The sequence below is a fragment of the Liquorilactobacillus satsumensis DSM 16230 = JCM 12392 genome, from assembly GCF_001435195.1.
In the GTDB taxonomy this organism is placed as follows: Bacteria; Bacillota; Bacilli; order Lactobacillales; family Lactobacillaceae; genus Liquorilactobacillus; species Liquorilactobacillus satsumensis.
Genome location: NZ_AZFQ01000012.1, coordinates 61,747 through 83,443, shown reverse-complemented (window position 1 = coordinate 83,443; position 21,697 = coordinate 61,747). Strand labels below are relative to the sequence as shown.

At 40.4% G+C, this 21,697-nt stretch carries 24 protein-coding genes and 1 other annotated feature; of the genes, 20 read left to right on the top strand and 4 right to left on the bottom strand.

Going from position 1 to position 21,697, the window contains the following annotated elements; all coding sequences use genetic code 11:
* Positions 1–124: 124 nt before the first annotated feature.
* Positions 125–1,330 (bottom strand): LCP family protein, encoded by a 1,206-nt coding sequence (locus tag FD50_RS01260; RefSeq protein ID WP_082610389.1) that lies wholly within the window; start codon positions 1,328–1,330, stop codon positions 125–127.
* Between the two features lie 197 nt (positions 1,331–1,527).
* Between FD50_RS01260 and FD50_RS01255 the strand changes: the two genes are divergently transcribed.
* The 4 genes from FD50_RS01255 to FD50_RS01240 all read left to right on the top strand — a co-directional run bounded on the left by FD50_RS01255 (position 1,528) and on the right by FD50_RS01240 (position 6,141).
* Positions 1,528–2,472 (top strand): AEC family transporter, encoded by a 945-nt coding sequence (locus FD50_RS01255; protein WP_056959708.1) that lies wholly within the window; start codon positions 1,528–1,530, stop codon positions 2,470–2,472.
* A 14-nt stretch (positions 2,473–2,486) separates the two neighbouring features.
* Positions 2,487–3,446 (top strand): DMT family transporter, encoded by a 960-nt coding sequence (locus tag FD50_RS01250; protein WP_056959706.1) that lies wholly within the window; start codon positions 2,487–2,489, stop codon positions 3,444–3,446.
* A 445-nt stretch (positions 3,447–3,891) separates the two neighbouring features.
* On the top strand, positions 3,892–5,073 hold the full coding sequence (locus FD50_RS01245; RefSeq protein WP_082610388.1) for a C40 family peptidase: 1,182 nt from the start codon (positions 3,892–3,894) through the stop codon (positions 5,071–5,073).
* Between the two features lie 381 nt (positions 5,074–5,454).
* Positions 5,455–6,141 carry a 2,3-bisphosphoglycerate-dependent phosphoglycerate mutase gene (locus tag FD50_RS01240; protein WP_054757908.1) on the top strand — a complete coding sequence of 229 codons (687 nt, stop codon included), beginning with the start codon at positions 5,455–5,457 and terminating at the stop codon, positions 6,139–6,141.
* Positions 6,142–6,442: 301 nt separating this feature from the next.
* On the opposite strand, the gene FD50_RS01235 is transcribed toward FD50_RS01240, so the two are convergent.
* From FD50_RS01235 to FD50_RS01225, 3 genes are all read right to left on the bottom strand, one after another.
* Positions 6,443–7,777, bottom strand: a complete 1,335-nt coding sequence (locus FD50_RS01235; protein WP_056959704.1) for a C1 family peptidase — start codon at positions 7,775–7,777, stop codon at positions 6,443–6,445.
* 69 nt (positions 7,778–7,846) lie between these two features.
* Positions 7,847–8,530 (bottom strand): ribose-5-phosphate isomerase RpiA, encoded by a 684-nt coding sequence (gene rpiA, locus FD50_RS01230; RefSeq protein WP_056959702.1) that lies wholly within the window; start codon positions 8,528–8,530, stop codon positions 7,847–7,849.
* 15 nt (positions 8,531–8,545) lie between these two features.
* Entirely contained in the window at positions 8,546–8,836 is a 291-nt protein-coding gene (locus FD50_RS01225; RefSeq protein ID WP_054757212.1) for a GNAT family N-acetyltransferase, read from the bottom strand.
* A gap of 105 nt (positions 8,837–8,941) precedes the next feature.
* Between FD50_RS01225 and FD50_RS01220 the strand changes: the two genes are divergently transcribed.
* The 16 genes from FD50_RS01220 (at position 8,942) to rplL (ending at position 21,561) form a co-directional block, all read left to right on the top strand.
* Positions 8,942–9,478 carry a dCTP deaminase/dUTPase family protein gene (locus FD50_RS01220; RefSeq protein ID WP_056959699.1) on the top strand — a complete coding sequence of 179 codons (537 nt, stop codon included), beginning with the start codon at positions 8,942–8,944 and terminating at the stop codon, positions 9,476–9,478.
* An 83-nt stretch (positions 9,479–9,561) separates the two neighbouring features.
* Entirely contained in the window at positions 9,562–10,932 is a 1,371-nt protein-coding gene (gene radA / locus FD50_RS01215) for a DNA repair protein RadA (protein WP_056959697.1), read from the top strand.
* Positions 10,933–10,958: 26 nt separating this feature from the next.
* The gene (locus FD50_RS01210) at positions 10,959–12,080 is read left to right on the top strand and encodes a PIN/TRAM domain-containing protein (protein WP_056959695.1); all 1,122 of its coding nucleotides are present in this window, start codon (positions 10,959–10,961) and stop codon (positions 12,078–12,080) included.
* Between the two features lie 122 nt (positions 12,081–12,202).
* The gene (gene gltX, locus FD50_RS01205) at positions 12,203–13,693 is read left to right on the top strand and encodes a glutamate--tRNA ligase (protein WP_056959693.1); all 1,491 of its coding nucleotides are present in this window, start codon (positions 12,203–12,205) and stop codon (positions 13,691–13,693) included.
* Positions 13,694–14,128: 435 nt separating this feature from the next.
* Positions 14,129–15,556: a cysteine--tRNA ligase gene (gene cysS, locus FD50_RS01200; protein ID WP_056959691.1), complete on the top strand. Its 1,428-nt coding sequence runs from the start codon at positions 14,129–14,131 to the stop codon at positions 15,554–15,556.
* Positions 15,549–15,965, top strand: a complete 417-nt coding sequence (locus FD50_RS01195; protein ID WP_056959689.1) for a Mini-ribonuclease 3 — start codon at positions 15,549–15,551, stop codon at positions 15,963–15,965. The genes cysS and FD50_RS01195 overlap by 8 nt, the downstream gene beginning before the upstream one ends.
* Positions 15,952–16,701, top strand: coding sequence for a 23S rRNA (guanosine(2251)-2'-O)-methyltransferase RlmB (rlmB, locus tag FD50_RS01190; RefSeq protein WP_390625162.1), 750 nt, complete (start codon positions 15,952–15,954; stop codon positions 16,699–16,701). The genes FD50_RS01195 and rlmB overlap by 14 nt, the downstream gene beginning before the upstream one ends.
* Positions 16,702–17,241, top strand: coding sequence for an NYN domain-containing protein (locus FD50_RS01185; RefSeq protein ID WP_056959685.1), 540 nt, complete (start codon positions 16,702–16,704; stop codon positions 17,239–17,241).
* Positions 17,242–17,299: 58 nt separating this feature from the next.
* Entirely contained in the window at positions 17,300–17,449 is a 150-nt protein-coding gene (rpmG, locus tag FD50_RS12410) for a 50S ribosomal protein L33 (protein WP_082610387.1), read from the top strand.
* A 12-nt stretch (positions 17,450–17,461) separates the two neighbouring features.
* Positions 17,462–17,629, top strand: coding sequence for a preprotein translocase subunit SecE (gene secE / locus FD50_RS01180; protein ID WP_054757221.1), 168 nt, complete (start codon positions 17,462–17,464; stop codon positions 17,627–17,629).
* A gap of 135 nt (positions 17,630–17,764) precedes the next feature.
* Complete coding sequence (gene nusG / locus FD50_RS01175) at positions 17,765–18,316, top strand: transcription termination/antitermination protein NusG (protein WP_056959683.1); 552 nt, start codon at positions 17,765–17,767, stop codon at positions 18,314–18,316.
* A 36-nt stretch (positions 18,317–18,352) separates the two neighbouring features.
* Complete coding sequence (locus tag FD50_RS01170; protein ID WP_056959682.1) at positions 18,353–19,087, top strand: alpha/beta hydrolase; 735 nt, start codon at positions 18,353–18,355, stop codon at positions 19,085–19,087.
* A 118-nt stretch (positions 19,088–19,205) separates the two neighbouring features.
* Positions 19,206–19,631, top strand: coding sequence for a 50S ribosomal protein L11 (gene rplK / locus FD50_RS01165; RefSeq protein WP_056959680.1), 426 nt, complete (start codon positions 19,206–19,208; stop codon positions 19,629–19,631).
* 102 nt (positions 19,632–19,733) lie between these two features.
* A complete protein-coding gene (gene rplA / locus FD50_RS01160; protein WP_056959678.1) occupies positions 19,734–20,423 on the top strand; it encodes a 50S ribosomal protein L1 in 690 nt (229 codons plus the stop codon).
* A gap of 58 nt (positions 20,424–20,481) precedes the next feature.
* Positions 20,482–20,613: a sequence feature (ribosomal protein L10 leader region), on the top strand.
* Between the two features lie 22 nt (positions 20,614–20,635).
* Complete coding sequence (rplJ, locus tag FD50_RS01155; RefSeq protein WP_054757231.1) at positions 20,636–21,139, top strand: 50S ribosomal protein L10; 504 nt, start codon at positions 20,636–20,638, stop codon at positions 21,137–21,139.
* A 53-nt stretch (positions 21,140–21,192) separates the two neighbouring features.
* A complete protein-coding gene (gene rplL, locus FD50_RS01150; protein ID WP_054757233.1) occupies positions 21,193–21,561 on the top strand; it encodes a 50S ribosomal protein L7/L12 in 369 nt (122 codons plus the stop codon).
* Positions 21,562–21,697 lie beyond the last annotated feature (136 nt).

The following is a 21,697-nucleotide window of genomic DNA, read 5'->3' as shown; positions in this document are numbered from 1 at the left end:
TTTGACTTATGGAACACGTTTATCCAGAATAAAAGAGGGGCTGTGACAAAAGTTAACTTTTGTCACAGTCCCTCTTTTTTAATACTTCTCAAGCAAAAACGAATGTTAGTGTTGTTATTAAATTTTAGTAGCCGTTATTTGAATATCCGCCACCACCGGGTGAATAGGTGGAGCCACTAGTACCAGTACCATTGGTTCCAGTTCCATAATTTGAAGTAGAGCCATTCGAATAGGTACCATAACTGCTTCCAGTTGTAGTGCTTGAGTTCGTGGTAGTAGAAGATCCGCCGATTTGATCCACAAAAGTTTCTGTGGAAGCGCTGAGCCCCAATTCTTTACGAATGCGATCAGAAACCTTTTTCTTTTCCGTAGCCGACGCCACTTGGTAGGAGAGACCATCGATTGTTGCATCTTCCCCTTTAAGGACATACGATTTAATGGAGCCCGCTGCGGCTTTATAATTTGTTTCAATTGTGATCATGTCATCATATGTTAAATCGGTTTGCATATTACTTTGAACAGTGTTCAGAATCTTTTGGTAATTTGAAAGGGAAGTAACCGACAATAATTTATTAACAATGGCTTCAATCACTTGTTTTTGCCGTTTTTGCCGACCATAGTCACCTTCTGGGTCAGTATAGCGCATGCGTGAATAGGCAAGGGCTTCTTTACCGTTTAACTTCACTGTTTTACCTTTAGTGACATTTGCATCGCTATAACTGAAAGTCAGCAGTGGAGTGAGTGTGACACCGCCAACGGCATCAACTAATTTACGCAATCCGCCCATGTTAACCAAAAGATAAAAGTCTAGCGGAATGTGTAATGTATTTTGAATCGTTTTAACTGCGGCGGTTGTGCCTCCGCTTGTGTAAGCTGCATTGACTTTTTCGTAGGCACTTGAATCTCCGCTGACTTTAACTTGAGTATCACGTGGGATACTTGTTAAAGTTGCGCGTTTTGTTTCGGGATTAATGGTTGCAATAATGATTGTATCCGTTCTACCTTTGTCGCTGCGTCCAAGATCACCAGTATCAGTTCCTAGTAAGAGAATTGAAAAAGGCTTCTTTTCTTTTAATACTTGCGAAACGTTCCGTAACTTCTTTACATTTGTTTTCTGATATGTTTTGTTCAATGTCTTCTCAGCGGCCCCTAATAGTCCATGGACGTAGACGCCCGCACCATAAAAAGCCACTAAAACAACCACTAAAAGAGCGGCGCAAATTTTTCTGCGTCTGCTATGCGGGCTGACTTTACGGTGCGAACTACCTGAATCGCTGCGCCTTAGGGGTGTTTCAAGAAAGTCATTATTTTCTTTTTCATTTTTATTCATAAAAAACTCCTTAATTGCACATTTCGACACTATGTGAGAATTATACTACTTAATAAAGAAATATGAAGCGGTATTTTTTTTTTTAAAGGTAAATTAAGTAATTGGGGGCATTTAGTTGACAAATCAATAAAATTTAATTTGCCAACTGTGATATACTGGTGATTGTTTATGGAATGATTAGAGAAAGAGATGAAAGTATGGAAGTTTTTGAACATAGCGTTTCGGGTGTTTTAGTGATTTTAGTAATGATCGTATTAGGTTACATTTTAGCTGAACGTGGCTGGTTTGATCAGAAATCATCTAAACTGATTGCTCGAATAGTTACACAGATCTCCCTTCCCTGTTACATGATGGCTACGATTACTAACCGATTTACGGCGCAAGAACTCGCAAAAATGCTTCCAGATCTTCGTTTCCCGGTTATCTCAATGCTGATTTTAATGGCTTTTGCATTTGCAATTGTACAGCTGTTTAGAATTAAAGATAGTCACGCCGGTTTATTTTCTTCGATGTTTTTTAATTCAAATACAGTTTTTGTAGGTTTACCGATTAATCAAGCTTTGTTTGGGAGTGCAAGTGTACCATATGTGTTGATTTATTATATGGCTAACACCACAATTTTTTGGACACTGGGGACCTATCTGATACAGCGCGATGGGACTGTTGAGGTTAAGATGAGTTGGAAAAAAACACTCTCCAAAATATTCTCGCCACCATTGCTGGGATTCTTAATTGGAGTTGTTTTTGTGTTACTGAAGATTAAGCTACCGGTTTTTATCAATTCGGATCTAAGTTACGTAGGAAGCTTAACAATTCCGCTTTCAATGATCTTTATTGGGATCTCTGTTTCACATGCTGGTCTAAGAAATATTGCATTCCGCAAGGATAATATTCTTGTTTTACTAGGGCGTTTTTTCTTTGCACCTTTGTTAATGATGATCTTAGTAATTCCATCTAACATGCCGCTTTTAATGAAACAGGTTTTTATTTTACAGTCTGCGATGCCTGTAATGACCAATGCACCTGTTGTTGCAAGTTTATATGGGGCAGATGCAGATTATGCTGCTGTCATGGTAACTGAGACCACGTTAATTTCCCTAGTTATGGTCCCGTTACTGATGATGGTTACACAAAGTCTTTAAAAAGGAAGTTTATCATGAAAAAAACAATAATTTATGTCGTGATCTCGACTTTAATGTTTAGTTCAATGGAGATTGCGCTAAAAGTTGCGGGGGCAACTTTTAATCCAATTCAATTAAACTTAATTCGCTTTTTTATTGGAGCGCTGGTCCTATTTCCAATTGCTAGTAAAACACTTAAAAAGCAACAGCGGAAAATTGAAAAAAAAGATTGGATGCTATTTTTAATTACTGGTTTTCTCTGTGTAATCGTAAGTATGTCATTGTTTCAGTTAGCTGTGGTTGCAACCAAAGCTTCAACTGTAGCTGTGCTTTTTAGTTGTAATCCGGTATTTGCTTTGATTTTTGCTTTTGTGATTTTGCATGAACGGTTGGGCAGGGCCAACTTGATTGCGGTGACAATTTCGATTATTGGCTTGATTGTGATTGTGGATCCCTTTCATCTGAGCAGACCGTTCGGTATTATTTTAGCGTTATTATCTGCAGTTACCTTTGGTTTTTATTCTATTATTTCACGCTATGGTTCTACCCAACGCGGTTTAAGTGGAATAGTCATGACATGTTACACATTCATTGCAGGAACCCTCGAATTATTGGTGCTTGCGTGGATTACACATATTCCAGCCGTTGCAAGTTATTTAAGCAGAATTCCTGCTTTAGCCAGTTTTAGCAAAATTCCGGTTCTTCAAAACATCACGCTTGCTTCTGTACCGATGCTGCTTTATCTGGGAATTTGCGTTACTGGTGGTGGCTTTGCCTTTTACTTTCTTGCGATGGAAAATTCAGATGTTTCCACGGCATCGCTGGTTTTCTTCATTAAACCAGGGCTGGCTCCAATTATGGCAGCAGTCTTGATTGGTGAACACATTACATTGCTCACGATTATTGGAATTATAATTATTCTGATTGGTTCAGTGGTTACCTTCGTAGGCAATCGTGTCAAAGAAGATAACACGGTTGTACCAAAAGATAATTAAAGATTCTTTGGTTACTTGGTAAATCAAAGAACGACCTCGGCTGTTAATAAAAGTACTATTTGAAAATGTTAAAAGCAGGCTCAGTTTTTATTAAAGCTGGCTAAAGGAATGCAGAAAATGCACTTTTTTAGCCGGCTTTTTTAGTGTGGTGAGACAAATTACAACTTTTTTGCATCATATAGAGGGGTTAAAAGTTCATTATTGAGCAAAAATTCATTGAAATAGGTGAATGAGTGTTAATAAAAATCCCATTTGGCGCGTTTGAAATTTAAAATGTTACTTTTGACACACAATCGTAATAAAAGGTACCAAAAAGCCTATAAAAACGTTATTTTTGTAAATAGACTGTAATGCTCACAACTGAATTAAAATGGTACTATTATAAGCGTGGTTAGAATTAAAAATTAAAATTAAAAAACAAATTCGACGTCAGAGGTGTTCGTTAGTGAAAAAAGGGGTTTTTTCAAAGGTGGTCGTTGCAGCAGTTGCTTTTTCTGCTGTTTGGGGGCTAAGTGTTCGTGCGTTAGCATCGGATACAGAACAAAAGCTTAATGAAGTGAATCAGAAAATAACACAGAAACAAGATCTTGTAGACGGAGGTCAAAAAAAGCTCTCCAAATTACAGGATCAGCAATTCAGCGATGAAACTGAAATCAAAGAGTTGACTAAAAACATAAATGCGCGCAAAGCACATTTATCTGACCAGGCACGGTCAGCACAGGTTAATGATACAGGTAGTTTGATCGAATTTGTCACAGATTCAAAAAGTGTGAGCGATGCGGTGGGACGGATTGCGACAGTTGCAACGATGGTCAATGCTAACAATCAGACGTTGAATGATCAAAAAAGAGATAAGCTTAAGGTTGCCGCCGACAAACAACGGATTGCAGAAGCTGTGACACAGCAACAAAAGCTTAACGAACAGTTACGTAATGATATGGCAGACCTTGCAGTGCAAAAAGTTGAATTAAAAGTTCAAAAAGCAAAAGAAGATGCTGATAAGAAAAAAGCTGAAGATGCTCTCGCAGCCACAAAGCAGGCAGCCGCAGCAGCTAAGCAGGCTAAGGATAATGCAACGGCAGCTCAGGCATTGGCAAATGTTAATAAAGCAGCTGCAACGGTGACTACAAACAAGACTACCAGTACAGCTGATAGCAGCAGTAGCACAACCGCAACAACTACTAATACCACTTCAACGAACACAAATAGTAACGTTCAGACGGTTGCAGTTAAGAGTACAAGCACAAGCTCTACCACGCAATCAAGTATGGACACCAGTTCGGTTGTCAGTGCGGCACTTTCATTGACTAAAATGGGAATTCCATATGTTTGGGGAGGAAGTTCTTTGTCAGGGATGGACTGTTCTGGTTTAACAGCCTATGTCTATAGTCAATTTGGGGTTTCACTACCACATAATACTGTTTCTCAAGAAGGCTACGTTACATATGAGAGTGTGTCTCAGGCCGAACCAGGTGATTTACTGTTCTGGGGATCTAAAGGAAGCTCTTATCATGTTGCCATTTACATTGGCGGTGGACAGTTTGTGCACGCTCCAACAGAAGGTGAAAATGTTAAAGTAGGCAGCATTAGCAGCTTTGCACCAAGTTTTGCAGGACGTTTAAAATAGTAATAGGTTAGTCGAAAAGAGTATAAATTCAGTTCAAGGTGCCGTTTAAATTTGTCTTGGCACAAAGTGACCTACAATTTGTTAGACCAAGCAAGTCTAATGATTGTAGGTTTTTTGTGTTTACAATTAGCAACCGCTTCAAAAGAACACAGTTGACTGCTATTTTAAAATTGAGCCTAGTTCTTTAAGGCGCAGTTGAATTAATTAATGATGCAGTATTTTAAATCCGGTACAACAAAAATTCAAAGTTAAGCATTCCTGCCAGTTTCAAATAAGAGGCGTTTTTGTGCAGATTTAGTGTTTAAAAATTGCGACTATTGTTACACACATCTCTTAATTTTGGTATGATAAAGTTGTCTGATATTTCAAAGGAGCGGTCATATGGTAAAGTTAGTTTTGCTACGTCACGGCCAAAGTGTTGCCAATCAAAAAAATGAATATACGGGATGGACGGACGCACCTTTAACTACTAAAGGTGAGCTCCAGGCACAGCTCGCAGGTGATCTTTTGCATGAAACCAAGATTGTATTTCAGCAGTTACATACATCGGTGCTTTCACGTGCCATTAAGACGGCAGAGATTGTTTTAGAACGAATTGAGCAAAATAACATTCCGGTTTTAAAGACATGGCGTTTAAATGAGCGACATTATGGTGCTTTAAGAGGGTTAAATAAGGACTGGACACGTCAAGAATATGGCGCTAAACAGGTGGCATTATGGAGACGCAGTTTTATTACCGTGCCTCCTTTGATGGAATTTCCGGATCAGGATCGACGTTATGCTAGTTATCCACAATCGATTTTACCGCGAGCTGAGAGTCTTAAAATGGCGTCCGATCGTATCATTCCGTATTGGATAGATCAAATTGCTCCACAGCTCTTACACGGGCATAATCAATTAATTGTCGCACATGGAAGCACGTTGCGGGCTTTAATCAAGTATATTGAAGAAATTGATGATAAAGACATTGATGGAGTCGAAGTTGCCAATGGGGTGCCGCTGATCTATGATTTGGATAATAAGTTGCGGATTCAACAGAAGCAAGTTTTACGTAAGCATGAAGTCTAACAACCAGTTTTTAGCGTAAATAAAAGAGACGCTAAAAGGGTGGCAATTAGAAAACACCTTTAAGCAATCGTTTGAGAATAAAAGAGGGGCTGCAACAAAACGTATGTTTTGTTGCAGCCCCTCTTTTATTTCAGGATAAACGTGTTCCATAAGTCAAAATCTTCCGTCTGACTTTCCAATTACTCATAGCAAAGTACTCGCTGTTCGTAATTTCGAGTTAGTACTCAAATTTTCCCGACTTATGTCACACTCTCCCTTCTGGTAAGATTTGCTCTTGTCAGATAAAATTTAAACTTTGAGTTTAAGCAAGTGAACCCATTGGATCCCAAGGAGCAAGAACAGTCGGTTTTTCTTTAAGAATTTCTTGTAATTTCGCAGGTAAATGTTTCTTGTTAACAACTACTTGGTAGCAGTATTCGTTCATCCAAGCATTGCTCATGACGAAGAAACCGTCATTTCCAACTTTTTTACCCCAAGAATTTTCAACTTTCCATTTGGTTGGTTTATCATCAATCAAATCAACCCCTGTCAGCACCATTGCATGCGTCATAAGGCTTTCTGCGTAGTCTAAACGCTGTGCTTTTGTCATCTTAAGGTCAATATCGAAAAGTTCTCCCTTGTGATACAAGGTCGTGTCCATAATGCCTTTTTGCCTGTCAGATTCTTGACCAACATCGCAGCCAAACCAGACGCTTTCGCCTGATTGCAGTTGTTTGATAGCCACCGCTCTAAAGGTTTCCATATCGACATTTAGATGGCGTACTTGGCGACCATCAACTACATTACCCAGCATTTCTACAGTATACATCTGATTGTAAGGTTTATCTGCAGTTGGCCCATTGATAATAGAAACGTAATCAGCTAAGTCCCAGCCAACATATTTTTCGAAAAATGCGGTCGGAGTTAATCCACGGTCAAGATGATAGTTCTTGGCAGCATCACGATATTCAAAATCAAATTGGGCTGGTGGTTCTCCAAAGCTGTAAGCTAACATCCGGTAAACATCATTTAGAAGCTCTTCTTTGAAAGCTGCGATTTTAGCTGCAGGTGTATTTGCGGCAACTAATTTTCGGAGTGCTACGGCATCTTTGCGTAATTTTAAATTGAAAGTACTGTTGAATTCGCTTGATTTAGAAGAATTATATGTTTCAGGCATTGCAGCTTTAGGGACGACACCGTATTTTTGAATAATTGCGACAATCATGTCCCACTGACCACCATCTTGTTGCGGGGTTGTCATTAGCCAGGCTACTTTACGATCAGAGGTTGGCAAATCAGCAGTTGCAAGGACATTTTCGTAAAAGTAATTTGCTTTTTCAAGTTTATCCCAAAAATAAGTGTAGTTTTGGGATAGCTCAAAGTCCTTTGGAACGTTAAATTTATTTTTAATCTCATGACGCATGGTGTTTAAAGCTGCAAACATCCAGCAACGGCCGGATTGTTTCTGGTTGGCAACATCACCAGTGTCAAGATCAATGGAGAAGACGGGTGTCATTTTGGTTTCAGCTTGATAATCCGCCGCGGACGCCAAAATCCCATTTCTTGTGATGGTTCTTTCTAAAACCTTATGTTCGGGACGCTCTTGTAGCGCGTCTTTGAACTTAGATAACTGTTGTTGCACGATTGCTTTAGTCAATTAAGTCACTCCCTAAAAAGATATAAAGGTATTATATGCTAAAAAAGATAATGCGTAAATACTGCAGGCTTAGCGCACTTCAAACACCCGAGGTCCATCATCAAAACCTGCAATCACAGTATTGACAGTGTCTAAAAAGAGTCCCTGTTCAACTACCCCGACTTGTTGCTTGAGATAGGTTGCCATTTCAGCAGGGGCCGTAATTTCACCAAGATGAAGATCAATAATGAAATTATCAGAATCTGTTTTAACTTTTTGACCATCGGATGTCAAACGAAAGCTGGGATGGAAACCTTTGGCCGCGAAACGGGTAAGCAATTGCTGGCTGCCATACGGAATAACCTCAACAGGTAATGGAAATGCTCCCAACTGTTTAACAAGTTTGCTTTGGTCAACAATCCAAATGTTTTTACGGGAGTTAGTTGCTACGATTTTTTCAAAAAGTAAGGCTGCACCGCCGCCTTTAATTCCTTGATAGTCTGCACTTACCTCATCAGCACCATCAATGGTTAGATCAATATGATCAACTTCATCCACACTTTTTAGCCTAATTCCCAGAGAGCGGGCCTGTTCTGCCGTGCGGGCTGAGGTAACAACACCAGTGATTTCAAGGTGTTCCGTTTTGATTTTTTGTGCAAGTGCAGTCACCATATACTTGACGGTCGAGCCAGTTCCAAGGCCGACAATCATGTCGTTATGCACCCAATCAACTGCTTTTTCACCAACTAGTTTCTTTAGTTCTTCTTGTTTCATAAGTTTCCTCCGATTTCAGCGTTCTTTAGCCAACAAGGATTTGTATTCGGGATTTTTTTCAAAAAAGGCACGTGTGAATGGACATAAAGGCAAGACTTTTTTCTTTTGAGCGGCAACTTGATCAAGGAAATCCTTGGTAATTCTTCCAGCAAGACCTTGTCCGCGTGCTTCTTCGGCTACCCAGGTATGCTCAACCACATAGGTTTGTTCATGATTAATAAGTCTAAAACCAATGTGGGCCACAGGGTTTTTGTCCGTCTGAGCTCGATAATAGTCAAAAGCGCTTTCACTCCAAGCAGTAAACATCTCATCACCTCATTTTTTATTTAATTATATCATAGTAATCTGGACCTGTATCTAGGCCGGAAATGATGATAGAATAAGAATACTAAGCAAAGAAAGAGTGATTTTTTGAAAAGAGGATTTGAAATTGTCAGCAAGTACGAATCTCAAGGGATCCACCTGCCGATTAGGGCGACACAAAATGCAGCAGGATATGATTTCTATGCTGCGCAAGACTTTATCATTCCAAGTATCTGGAGACTTAATTTTATTAAACTTTTGTGGAAGATGGCGACAGCCAAAGAAGTCTTGGAAGACGAACAGTTTGCTGCACAAAAAGACCTGAAACCTTTTTTGGTACCAACTGGGATTAAGGCCTATATGCAGCCTGATGAATTCTTATTGCTGGCTAATCGTTCCAGTAATCCTTTAAAGCGGAGTTTAATCTTGCCAAATGGAGTCGGAATCGTTGATGCTGACTATTACAATAATGCGGATAACGAGGGGGAGATCTTTTTCCAGTTGCTTAACTTTGGGGTTAAAGAATTGCGGATAAAAAAAGGGGAACGGATTGGGCAAGGTATTTTTGTGCCATTCTTGTTAGCTGATGCCGAACAAAAAATTGTTCGCAAACGAACGGGTGGCTTTGGATCTTCCGGACGTTAAAGCAAAGGTTTAGTGGTATAAAAGTCAAAAAATTTCGCTAATTATGTTAAGATGGTACGAGAAAGAAGAAAGAAGGTTCCCCTGTGGCAAAGACGAAAACGCATTATGTTTGTCAAAATTGCGGATATACCTCTCCCAGATATCTGGGACGGTGTCCTAACTGCGGTTCGTGGAACACACTGACTGAGGAGCTGCAGCAACCAGAGTCAAATAAAAAAGCCGCCCGGGTTAACTTTAGTGGAAACAGGATCAAGCCACAACTGTTGCGAGATGTTAGCGTTCAGGAAAATCCGCGTGTTAAAACTGATTCACGCGAACTTGATCGTGTTTTAGGGGGAGGAATTGTCCCAGGCTCGCTCGTTTTGATTGGAGGCGATCCTGGAATCGGCAAATCAACACTTTTGCTGCAACTTTCGGGACAGTTAGCTGCTAAACAAAATACTGTGCTTTATGTTTCAGGTGAAGAAAGTGCCGTTCAAATTAAGCTGCGTGCCAAACGTCTGGGAGTTAACGGGGAACAGTTCTATCTTTATCCTGAAACTGATATGCCAAGTATTCATCAGTATATAGAACGGATGAAACCTGATTTTGTGGTAATTGATTCTGTCCAAACGATGCAGGAACCGGAAATGTCCTCTGCAATCGGGAGTGTTTCCCAGATCCGAGAAGTGACTGCCGAATTGTTACAGATTGCCAAAACCAACGGTGTTACAATTTTTGTCGTTGGTCATGTGACTAAGGGAGGGGCATTAGCTGGTCCTAAAATTCTGGAGCATATGGTAGATACGGTGCTTTACTTTGAAGGAGACTTGCATCACGCATACAGGATACTGCGTGCCGTTAAAAATCGTTTTGGTTCAACTAATGAGATCGGAATTTTTGAAATGAAGGAAAATGGGTTGGTCGAAGTTCCCAATCCTTCTGAGATCTTTTTAGAAGAACGTCTTCAAGGTGCAACCGGATCTGCAATTGTAGTTTCACTGGAAGGAACGCGACCAATTCTGGTCGAAGTACAAGCGCTGGTTACACCCACAGCTTTTGGGAATGCTAAGCGAACTTCAACCGGATTAGATCACAATCGGATTTCATTGATTATGGCGGTGCTTGAAAAACGTGCCGGTTTATTGTTACAAAATCAAGATGCTTATTTAAAAGCGGCTGGTGGGGTCAAATTGGATGAGCCGGCAATTGATTTGGCAATTGCAGTTAGCATTGCCTCAAGCTATCGCGATGCCGAGACACGCCCGACCGACTGCTTTATTGGTGAATTGGGTTTGACCGGTGAAATCAGACGTGTTAATCGAATTGAACAGCGAGTTGCTGAAGCTGCAAAGTTAGGGTTTAAACGGGTGATTTTGCCTAAAAACAATGCAACTGGCTGGAATCCACCTGCAGGGATAAAGATTGTTGGAGTGGCAACTTTGGCACAAGCCTTACAAACCGTGTTTAATTAATAATTAGGCTGGAAAGGAGTAAAAACATGAGAAAGAAAATGATTAAAGTTGTCCTTGCCGTTCTTGGAATCGGCGCAGGGTACACTTTTTTACCATATTTGTGGCTACTATTGGCACTCCAAAACAACTTTTGGATAAATAACTTTATTGTCAATGTGTTACTTGGGATTGCAGTCATGTCTATTGTCTCATTATTTGTGACTGATCCGCTTGAAAAGCTCATTCAAAGAATTGAAAATAACTTAGCACGTCAGAGCCCGTATGTAATTATCTCAACGAGCGTTTCTGTAGTCGTTGGTTTGATTATTGCAGCGTTGCTCTCAACACTTTTTTCGCATTCGCGCTTATTTCTTTTAAATACAGTTATTCCAGTGGTGCTAATGGTTATTTTAAGTTATTTAGGCTATATCGTTGGGAGGAATCATCTCGATTTTTTCAAAAAGTTGATTACACAACGGCGCAAACCTGAAAGAGAACGAGAAGATTCGCGGCAAAATATTTTAGAACGAAAAGCGGGGGAAAATTTCCACCGAGTTAAGTTGCTGGATACTAATATCTTGATCGATGGTCGTATCTATGATTTGGTAAATACTGGTTTTATTGAAGGAACACTGGTTGTTCCCAATTTCGTCTTGTATGAGCTTCAATATATTGCCGATTCAGCGGATAGTATTAAGCGCGTCCGAGGCAGGCGGGGGCTAGACATTTTAAATAAGTTACGGAGCGAGAAAAATGTTCCTGTGGAGATGTATGATGGGGACTTCGAGGATGTTCAAGAAGTGGACAGCAAATTGATTAAGCTTGCCAAGCTTCTTGATGCAGTGATTGTTACAAATGATTATAATCTAAACAAAGTTAGCGAATTTCAAAACGTTGAAGTTTTGAATGTAAATGCGCTTGCCAAAGCATTGAAACCGCGAGTTGTTCCGGGTGAAAAAATGACAGTGACAGTCATCAAGAAAGGGACTGAGCGGCAACAAGGAGTTGCTTATCTTGATGATGGCACAATGATTGTGGTGGAAGATGGGCGTTATTATACCAATCAACCGCTTGAAGTTGTTGTCACTAGTGCATTGCAGACTGATGCAGGCCGGATGATTTTTGCTAAGCCAGTCCATGCTACGCGGAGTCTAAAAGAAAAAAATTAAACAACAAATATAGAGCTGTTGGTTTATTTTTTTTTTTATTCATTGTAGAATTATCAGAGTAACGATCGTTCGCTTTTTTCAGGGATGATCAAATCAAGAAAAAGAAAGAAGAGGCGCTAGAATTGGCAGACAAAAAAATTCGTGTCCGGTATGCTCCTAGTCCTACTGGACATTTGCATATTGGAAATGCACGTACAGCATTATTCAATTATCTCTTTGCTCGACATAATAATGGGACTTTCGTTATCAGAATCGAGGACACTGACTTAAAACGGAATATTGCCGATGGTGAAAAAAGCCAATTAGATAATTTGACTTGGTTGGGAATGGACTGGGATGAAGGTCCGGACAAACCTGGTGAATATGGCCCTTACCGTCAATCAGAACGTTTGGCAATCTATAAACCCTTAGTCCAGGAGTTACTAGACAAAGGCTTGGCCTATGAGTCGTTCATGACAGAAGAAGAGCTGACAAAACAGCGCGAAGAGCAAAAGGCGCGTGGTGAGGCTCCTAGATATGTTTATGAATATGAAGGAATGAATGCTGAAGAAATTGCTGCAAAGCAGGCACAAGCTCGTGCTGCAGGTCTAGAACCGGTTGTCCGGATTCGAGTTCCTCAAAATAAGACTTATGAGTTCGATGATATCGTCAAAGGACATATTAGTTTTGAATCCAACACAATTGGTGGAGATTTTGTTATTCAAAAACGTGATGGGATGCCAACATACAATTTTGCCGTCGTGGTGGACGATCATCTGATGAAGATTACGCATGTCTTACGGGGAGATGACCATATTGCTAATACTCCTAAGCAGTTAGTTGTGTATGAAGCTTTTGGTTGGGAACCTCCTGTCTTTGGGCATATGACTTTAATTATTAATACAGAAACTGGCAAAAAACTCAGCAAGCGGGACGAAAGTGTGTTGCAATTTATCGAACAGTATCGCTCCTTGGGTTATCTTCCTGATGCTATGTTCAACTTCATTACTTTATTAGGGTGGTCACCAGTTGGTGAAAAAGAAATCTTTAACCGTAAAGAATTGATTGGCATGTTTGATCCGAAACGTCTCAGCCGCTCGCCAGCCTCGTTTGATGCCAAAAAGCTGGAATGGATTAATAATCAATATGTTAAGAATGCACGAGAAGATTTGATTGCAGATTCTTCCTTGAAACAGCTGATTAAAGCAGGCAGAATTCCCGCTGACCCTGATGCTAAAACAATTGAATGGGCGCGTAAATTGACGAATCTCTTTAAACAGCAGATGTCATTTACAGGACAGATAATCAAACTTTCAGAAATTTTCTTTGATGATCCGGCAACTTTAGATGAGGCGGCTTTGAAGGAACTTGCTGATGAAAGTGCACCCGTTGTTTTGAACGCATTTGCGCAGAAGATTAAAGAATTGCCGCTTTTTGATGCAACGGAAATCCAAAATGCAATTTATGCTATTCAGCACGAAACTGGCGTCCGTGGACGTAAGTTGTATATGCCGATTAGAATTGCAACAACGCGTGAAACCCACGGACCTGAACTAGCAGCTTCTGTCGAATTGCTCGGGCGCACTAAGGCGTTGATGCATTTGCAAAAAACCCTGGCTGAGATTGGAAAATAAGTGACAGGGGTTAGGATTTAACCAAGTATTTTGAAATAAAAAAGTGTGGTAATGGAAGTGCACTATAAGACGGTAAAATTTGATGACTAACTTGCGGTTACAAAAATTACGCGTACTGCGGCATGAGTAATTTAAAGTTAGGGCGAAAATTTTGACTTATGGAACACAGTTATCCAGCATAAATAGAGGGACCTGATCAAAATTTAACTTTTGACCCAGTCCCTAATTTTATTTTAGGGATCTTTGTGGGTACGACCCCAACAGCAGATTGTGTCAAAGTTAGGAAAGTTTGCAGTTCAATGCTTTTAACTTCGTGCTATTGGTGTTAAGCGTCGCTGGTGCCTTGAGGTTGGAAAATTTGCTGAAAATTTTTCAACTTATACCACACTCTGTGCGAATCGTATAAAATTAGAATTAAAAAAGGAGGCACGCTGCATGATTCAACTATATAATACTTTGACAAATAAAAAAGAAGAGTTTGTTCCGCGCGTTCCCGGAGTAGTGAACATGTATGTCTGTGGCCCGACTGTTTATAATTACATTCATATTGGAAATGCAAGAAGCTCAATTGCATTTGACACGGTCCGGCGTTATTTTGAGTTTAGAGGTTATCATGTTAATTATGTTTCTAACTTTACTGATGTAGATGACAAGATCATTCATGTAGGGCACGAGCAAAATATCAGTCCACGCGCGGTGGCAGATAAGTACATTGAGGCCTTCTATGAAGATACCGATGCACTGAACATTGAACGTGCAACACTTAATCCACGAGTTATGGATATTATGGATGATATCATTGCTTTTGTAGAAGCACTTGTTGCCAAGGGGTACGCGTATGAATCACAAGGAGACGTGTATTATCGGGCACGTAAATTTAAAAATTATGGGCAGTTATCAGGACAATCTGTCGATCAGCTTGAAGAAGGTGCAAGCGAGCGGATTAGTACAGTTGAAGCACTTAAAAAGGAAGATCCACTTGATTTTGCGCTTTGGAAGGCAGCTAAACCAGGTGAAATTTCGTGGGACTCGCCATGGAGTAAAGGACGTCCTGGTTGGCATATTGAATGCTCTGTGATGGCAACTAAGTATTTAGGCGCAACGCTTGATATTCATGCTGGTGGGCAAGATTTAGAATTTCCGCATCATGAAAATGAAATCGCACAAAGTGAGGCCAAAACCGGGCAAAAATTTGCAAACTACTGGTTGCATAATGGATTCGTAACGATTGGTGACGATGACGAAAAAATGAGTAAGTCATTGGGGAATTTTGTAACAGTTCATGAACTCATCAAAAGTGTTTCACCCCAGATTTTACGCTTTTTTATGGCAACGACACAGTATCGGCGACCTATCAGATACAGCCAGGCTAATTTAGATGAGGCGAGCGCTAACCTTAAAAAAATAACAAATGCTTATCAGAATGCGGGTTATCGCTTACGTTTTGCTGAGCCAAAAAAGGCGCTTGAAAGTAATATGGCAGCCTATTTGCAAGCAAAAAAAGCTGCATTTATTCAAGCAATGGATGATGATTTAAATGTCCAAAATGGAATTACTGTTGTTTATGAAATTGCAAAGGAAGTAAATGTATATAGCGCTTCAACTGCACCAGCAGCAGCAACGCTTATAGCCTTGAGAACACTGCTGCAAGAATTACTGCAGATTTTTGGGATCAAGTTGACTGATGGCGAAACTGAGCATCAAAATGATGATCAGCAGATTGAAGACTTAATTGCACAACGGGATGTGGCGCGTGCACAGCGTGATTTTGCGCGGAGTGATGCTTTGCGTGACGAGTTAAAAGAAAGAGGGATAATATTGGAAGATACTCCTCAAGGAACAAGGTGGAAAAGGAATGAATGACGAATCTTTTGAACAAATCAATGGGATCGCCTTAGCTTATATGGGTGATGCAATTTATGAAGTCTACATTCGTCGGCACTTGATTGCTGCAGGGTTGACGAAGCCCAATAAGCTGCATCGCATAGCAACGCACTTTGTTTCCGCGAAGGCCCAAGCTTTTTTAATCACAAAGATGGAAGAAGAGGACTTATTAACTCCTGTCGAGCAGGAGTATTTCAAACGGGGGCGGAATGCTAAAAGCCACACAACTGCTAAAAACACTTCTGTATTAACTTATCGTATTTCAACTGGTTTTGAAGCTTTATTTGGCTATCTTTACTTAAGTGAACAAACCCAAAGATTAGACGAGCTGGCACAGTGGTGTATAGTGACAATTGAAGGAAAGAAGGATGAACTTGGACAAGACTGAACAGAATGCAGAGTTCATAATTGGGAGGCATCCTGCCTTAGAGGCATTAAAGAATCATCAAAATATTAATAAGGTTTTTATTCAAGAAAAGAACCAGTCTGATGCACTCAGCGAACTCAGTCAACTTGCTAAAAAAAGGAAAATCATTGTGTCAACGGTGCCTAAAAGCAAATTGGATTTATTGGCTGACGGGCAAAACCATCAGGGAGTTGTGGTTGCAGTAGCGGCTTATGCCTACGCCCAACTAGATGATCTTTTTGCAGCAGCTGCGGCTAAAGGGGAAGCACCGTTTTTTTTGATTCTTGATGGCATAGAAGACCCGCACAATTTAGGTTCAATGATGCGAACGGCTGATGCCGCCGGGGTACATGGGATTATTATTCCTAAACGACGGGCGGTACAGTTGACTTCAACTGTTGCGAAAACTTCAACTGGTGCAATTGAACACGTTCCTGTAACTCGGGTTACCAACTTAGTACAAACTGTCCAAAAATTAAAGGAAAAAGGACTGTGGATTTTTGGGACCGATATGAGCGGCAAAGATTTTCGCAAGTGGGATGCACACGGTGCAGTTGCACTAGTGATTGGAAATGAAGGTAAAGGAATTTCGCCACTTTTGAAAAAAGAATGTGACGAGATGCTGACAATCCCAATGAGCGGTCATGTTCAAAGTTTAAATGCCAGTGTTGCTGCTGCACTATTGATCTATCAGGGATTCACTTCAAGGAGAAAATAAATGAAGAAGAACATCCTGATTGTTGATGCCTATAACATGATTGGAAATTGGCCAAAATTAAATAAGCTTAAATTATCCGGTCGTTTGGAAGAAGCGCGCGATCAACTGTTGCGCATTTTATCCAATTATCACAAACAACGGGATTATCAGATCATTGTGGTTTTTGATGCGATGTACGTTCCGGGGTTAAGCAAGAGTTATCGGCAATACGGGCTCAAGATTATTTGGACCGCGGAGGATGAAACTGCGGACACCCATATCGAGTCGCTTGCAAAAGAATTGCAAAATCGGCTGACACAAGTCACAGTTGCTACGAGTGATCAAGCTGAGCAGTGGACAATCTTTTCACAAGGGGCAATGCGGATTCCAGCTTGGGAGCTGTACCAGGATATTAAGCGTGCTAACAAAGAAGTTCAACGACAAGCCCAAAAGTATCAAGACGAAGCTGCGGTAAGAAGGCTTCCTTGGGATGAACAGCAGCTCCAGAAATTAGCGCAGCTACGTGAACAGCTCTCACACGAGGATCACAGTGATGATTGACAGTTAACGTGCTGCATGTTAGAGTTATTTCTGAATTAATGACTGAGAGGTATTTGAAATGTCACAAAAAAAGGTCGCTTTAGCATGTTCAGTTTGCGGCTCGCGTAACTATACTCTGAATTCTAATGCTAATCGAGTAGAGCGCCTGCAGGTTAAAAAATTCTGTAAATATTGTAATAAACATACATTGCATCAGGAAACAAGATAGGGAGGGCTTTTGGTGAAGTTTTTCAGAAGTGTCATCAAAACAATTAAAGAAACAAGATGGCCAACGCGCAAAGAAACCGTCAGCGATACAACAACTGTGATTTCAACAGCTGTCCTATTCGCTATCTTCTTTGCAGTGGTCGATTTTGCGGTTCAGCAATTGATTAGCTTATTGGCATAGAAAATTAGAGCTAGCATAAAAAAATCTAGTGGTTGAGTTTAGTTTTATGCTATACTTAATTGTAGTGAGGAAAACTTCGTTTGAGCGAGGTTTTTTTATTTTTCGTTTTTTCGGTTAACTTAAGGAGGCAAAATCATGGCCGAGTCATTAGAAAAAAATTGGTATGTTTTACATACCTATTCTGGATATGAAAATAAGGTAAAGACTAACTTAGAGTCGCGGGCACAGTCAATGGGAATGGAAGACTATATTTTCCGCGTAGTGGTTCCTGAAGAAGAAGAACATGAAACTACTAAGACTGGGAAAGATAAAGTTGAGAGTAAAAAAACTTTTCCAGGATATGTTTTAGTAGAAATGGTGATGTCTGACCGTTCGTGGTATGTTGCACGTAACACCCCTGGAGTCACAGGCTTCGTTGGTTCCCATGGCGCAGGTAGCAAACCCGCTCCTTTATTAGGCGAAGAAGTTGAATTAATTCTGCGCCGGTTAGGAATGAGTTCGCGGCATAAGGAATTTGACGTTGAGGTTGGCGAATCAGTTAAAATTGTTGAGGGTGCTTTCTCTGGGTTAGTCGGCAAAATTACAGAAATCGATCGGGAAAAGATGAAGTTGCGGGTTAATATCGATATGTTTGGCCGTGAAACGGCAACTGAACTAAATTACGATCAAGTTGATAAATTAGTTTAAGCTAAAATACTTCGAGATTGAAAAAGAGTGAGAGTTATGAATAAAAAATTTGATGAACCACTGCTCTTTATTCATGGTTATGCAGGAAATTTTTTTTCTTTTGATAGGATGATTCGTTTTTTTAAGCAAAAGCAGCTCTGTTCAAAACGAACTTTGGTATTTATCAATTCTCGAGGTAAAAGTTGGATCTGGGGAAAAAAGATTCGCACTGGAGTTGCTGTTCAAGTAATTTTCTTGCGCAATCATGCTTCAGTAACCCAGCAAAGTGCATGGTTAAAGGAATTGCTCCTCAAGCTTAAGAACGAGGATAATATTCAGCATCTGAGTATTGTTGCACATTCTATGGGAGCAGTCAGCGTGCTGCATTTATTGACTACATGCGCACAAGATCCTTGTTTGCCGCAGGTGAGAAAAATTGTTTGTTTAGGCGCGCCTTTTAATGATCTTGAACCTGGACGAGATACAAAAGAAGTAGAGCGAATTCCTGTTTCACATTTGGGACCGCTATATCCTACTAATTTATTTGCGCAGATGCGGCGTGGAGCGGTTAATATTTCAAGAACGACGCAGTTTTTGAACATTATTGGTGACATTGATGATGGTTTTTCTGACGGAAAAGTCGCGGTCAGTTCGGCGCGGATGCTGCGTTTTTTACTGAAAAAAGGCAATTTTTATCGAGAATTAGTGTTTGAAGGTAAAATGGCGGCACATCAGCGGCTGCACAGAAATAACGCAGTCTTTGCAGCGATCGCAGCTTTTTTGCTTAAATAAAACTCTTGCACCGAGTTTGAAGATGTGCTATGTTAATCTAGTATGCTGTTGCGTACTAGTGGGAGGTCAAATAAGCTGACCATCCGTACCACACACGGACTTTAAGGAGGTATGTACCGTGGCTAAAAAAGTAATTAATGTTGTTAAATTGCAAATTCCTGCAGGGAAAGCAACACCGGCTCCCCCAGTTGGACCGGCTTTGGGTCAAGCAGGAATTAATATTATGGGTTTCACTAAGGAATTTAATGCACGTACAGCTGATCAAGCTGGCATGTTAATTCCTGTTGTGATTTCTGTTTACGAAGATCGTTCATTCGACTTTGTAACAAAAACACCACCTGCGGCTGTCTTGTTAAAGAAGGCTGCTGGTGTTGAACATGGTTCCGGCGAACCTAATACTAACAAAGTTGCAACAGTTACTAAGGCACAAGTTAAGGAAATCGCTGAAACAAAAATGCAAGATCTAAACGCTGCAGATGTTGAAGCTGCAATGCGCATGATTGAAGGTACTGCACGAAGCATGGGCTTTGTCGTAAAAGATTAAGCTTCTCTTTACCGTGCTTCTCAGTCGGGTACTTTATGAAAATAAATGTACCAAGTGGGAGGTATATCCGTTTCACCACACATTGCAAGGAGGAAAACACAAATGGCTAAAAAGAGTAAAAAATATATCGAGGCTTCTAAGAAGATCGAAGCCGGAAAAGCATACGATGCAAATGCAGCGTTAGCTTTAGTTAAAGAAATCGATTTTGCAAATTTTGATGCAACAGTTGAAGTTGCATATCACTTAAATCTTGATACCAAGCAAGCTGACCAACAGTTGCGTGGTGCTGTTGTTTTACCAAATGGAACTGGTAAAGAGCAGACAGTCATCGTTTTTGCTAAAGGACAAAAAGCTAAAGATGCAAAAGAAGCTGGTGCTGATTTTGTTGGGGATGATGATTTGGTCCAAAAGATTACTGATGGCTGGTTAGACTTTGATGTTGCAATTGCGACCCCTGATATGATGGCCCAAGTTGGTCGATTAGGACGTGTTTTGGGACCTAAAGGCTTAATGCCAAACCCTAAGACTGGTACAGTTACAATGGATGTTACTAAAGCTGTTTCTGAATCTAAAGCAGGTAAAGTAACTTACCGGACTGACAAAGCTGGTAATGTGCATGTACCACTTGGCAAAGTTTCGTTTTCTGCAGAAGCATTAACAGAAAACTTCAAAACTATTCAAGATATTATTGCAAAATCACGCCCTGCATCTGTTAAGGGACAGTACATTCAGCATGTTTCTGTTGCTTCAACGTTTGGACCAAGTGTAGCGCTTGAGATTTCAGCACTTTAGTTTGCAACCGAACGTTGGTTGACTTCGTTTAACTGATGTGGTATGTTAACTAAGGTCAATTTTATAAATGATTCTACCTAAGACTCAGGTGGCGGATGCCTTAATATAACCTGGCGAGGAATTTGAGTGAATATTTTACTTTAAAACTTTCTCTATGTCTTGGTGGGCATAGGGTTTTTTTAAACCCTGACACTGACTGGGAGGTGAATCGAATGAATAAGGAAATTGTTGCAAAAAAGGCTGCTGCTGTTGATGAAGTTCTTGAAAAATTCAATTCAGCTGTTTCGTGTGTAGTTGTTGACTACCGTGGTGTGACAGTTGAGGAAGTTACAGCTTTACGTAAGGAATTACGTGATGCAGGCGTAGAATTACGTGTTATTAAGAACACATACTTGAAGCGTGCTGCTGATAAAGCAGGCTATGAAGGATTAGATGACACATTTGCTGGCCCAACTGCAGTTGCTTTTTCAACAGAAGATGTTGTTGCTCCGGCACGTATCTTGGCAAAATTTGCTAAAGATATTGATTCTTTGAAAATCAAGGGTGGCATGATCGAAGGCAAAGTTGCTTCTTTGGAAGAAATCACTGCACTTTCGAAATTACCAAACCGCGAAGGCTTACTTTCAATGTTACTTTCTGTCTTGCAAGCTCCAGTCCGCAATGTTGCATATGCGGTTAAGGCTGTTGCTGATAGCAAAGATGGCGACGCTGCTTAAGCGTTCTAAATGCGAACACACACAAAAATCATTTTTATATGGAGGGTATTACAATGGCTTTAGATACAGAAAAAATTATTGCTGACTTAAAAGATGCCAGCATTCTTGAATTAAATGCATTAGTTAAAGCAATCGAAGACGAATTCGGTGTTTCTGCAGCTGCTCCAGTTGCTGCAGCAGGTGCCGGCGCTGGTGAAGCTGCCGCAGAAAAAGATTCTTTCGATGTTGAATTAACAGAATCTGGCGACCAGAAGATCAAAGCAATCAAGGCTGTTCGTGAGATTACAGGTCTTGGTTTGAAAGATGCTAAGGGCTTAGTTGATAACGTTCCTTCAATTCTTAAAGAAGGCGCAACAAAGGACGAAGCTGAAGATATTAAGGCAAAACTTGAAGCTGTTGGTGGAGTTATCACTCTTAAATAGTTTTTAGGAATAGTTTTTCTAAAAAGGGGGCTGTGACAAAAGTTAAATTTTGTCACAGCTCCTCTTTTATTCCGGATAAACGTGTTCCATAAGTCAAAATTCTCCGTCTAACTTCGAATTACTCATCGCAAAGTAT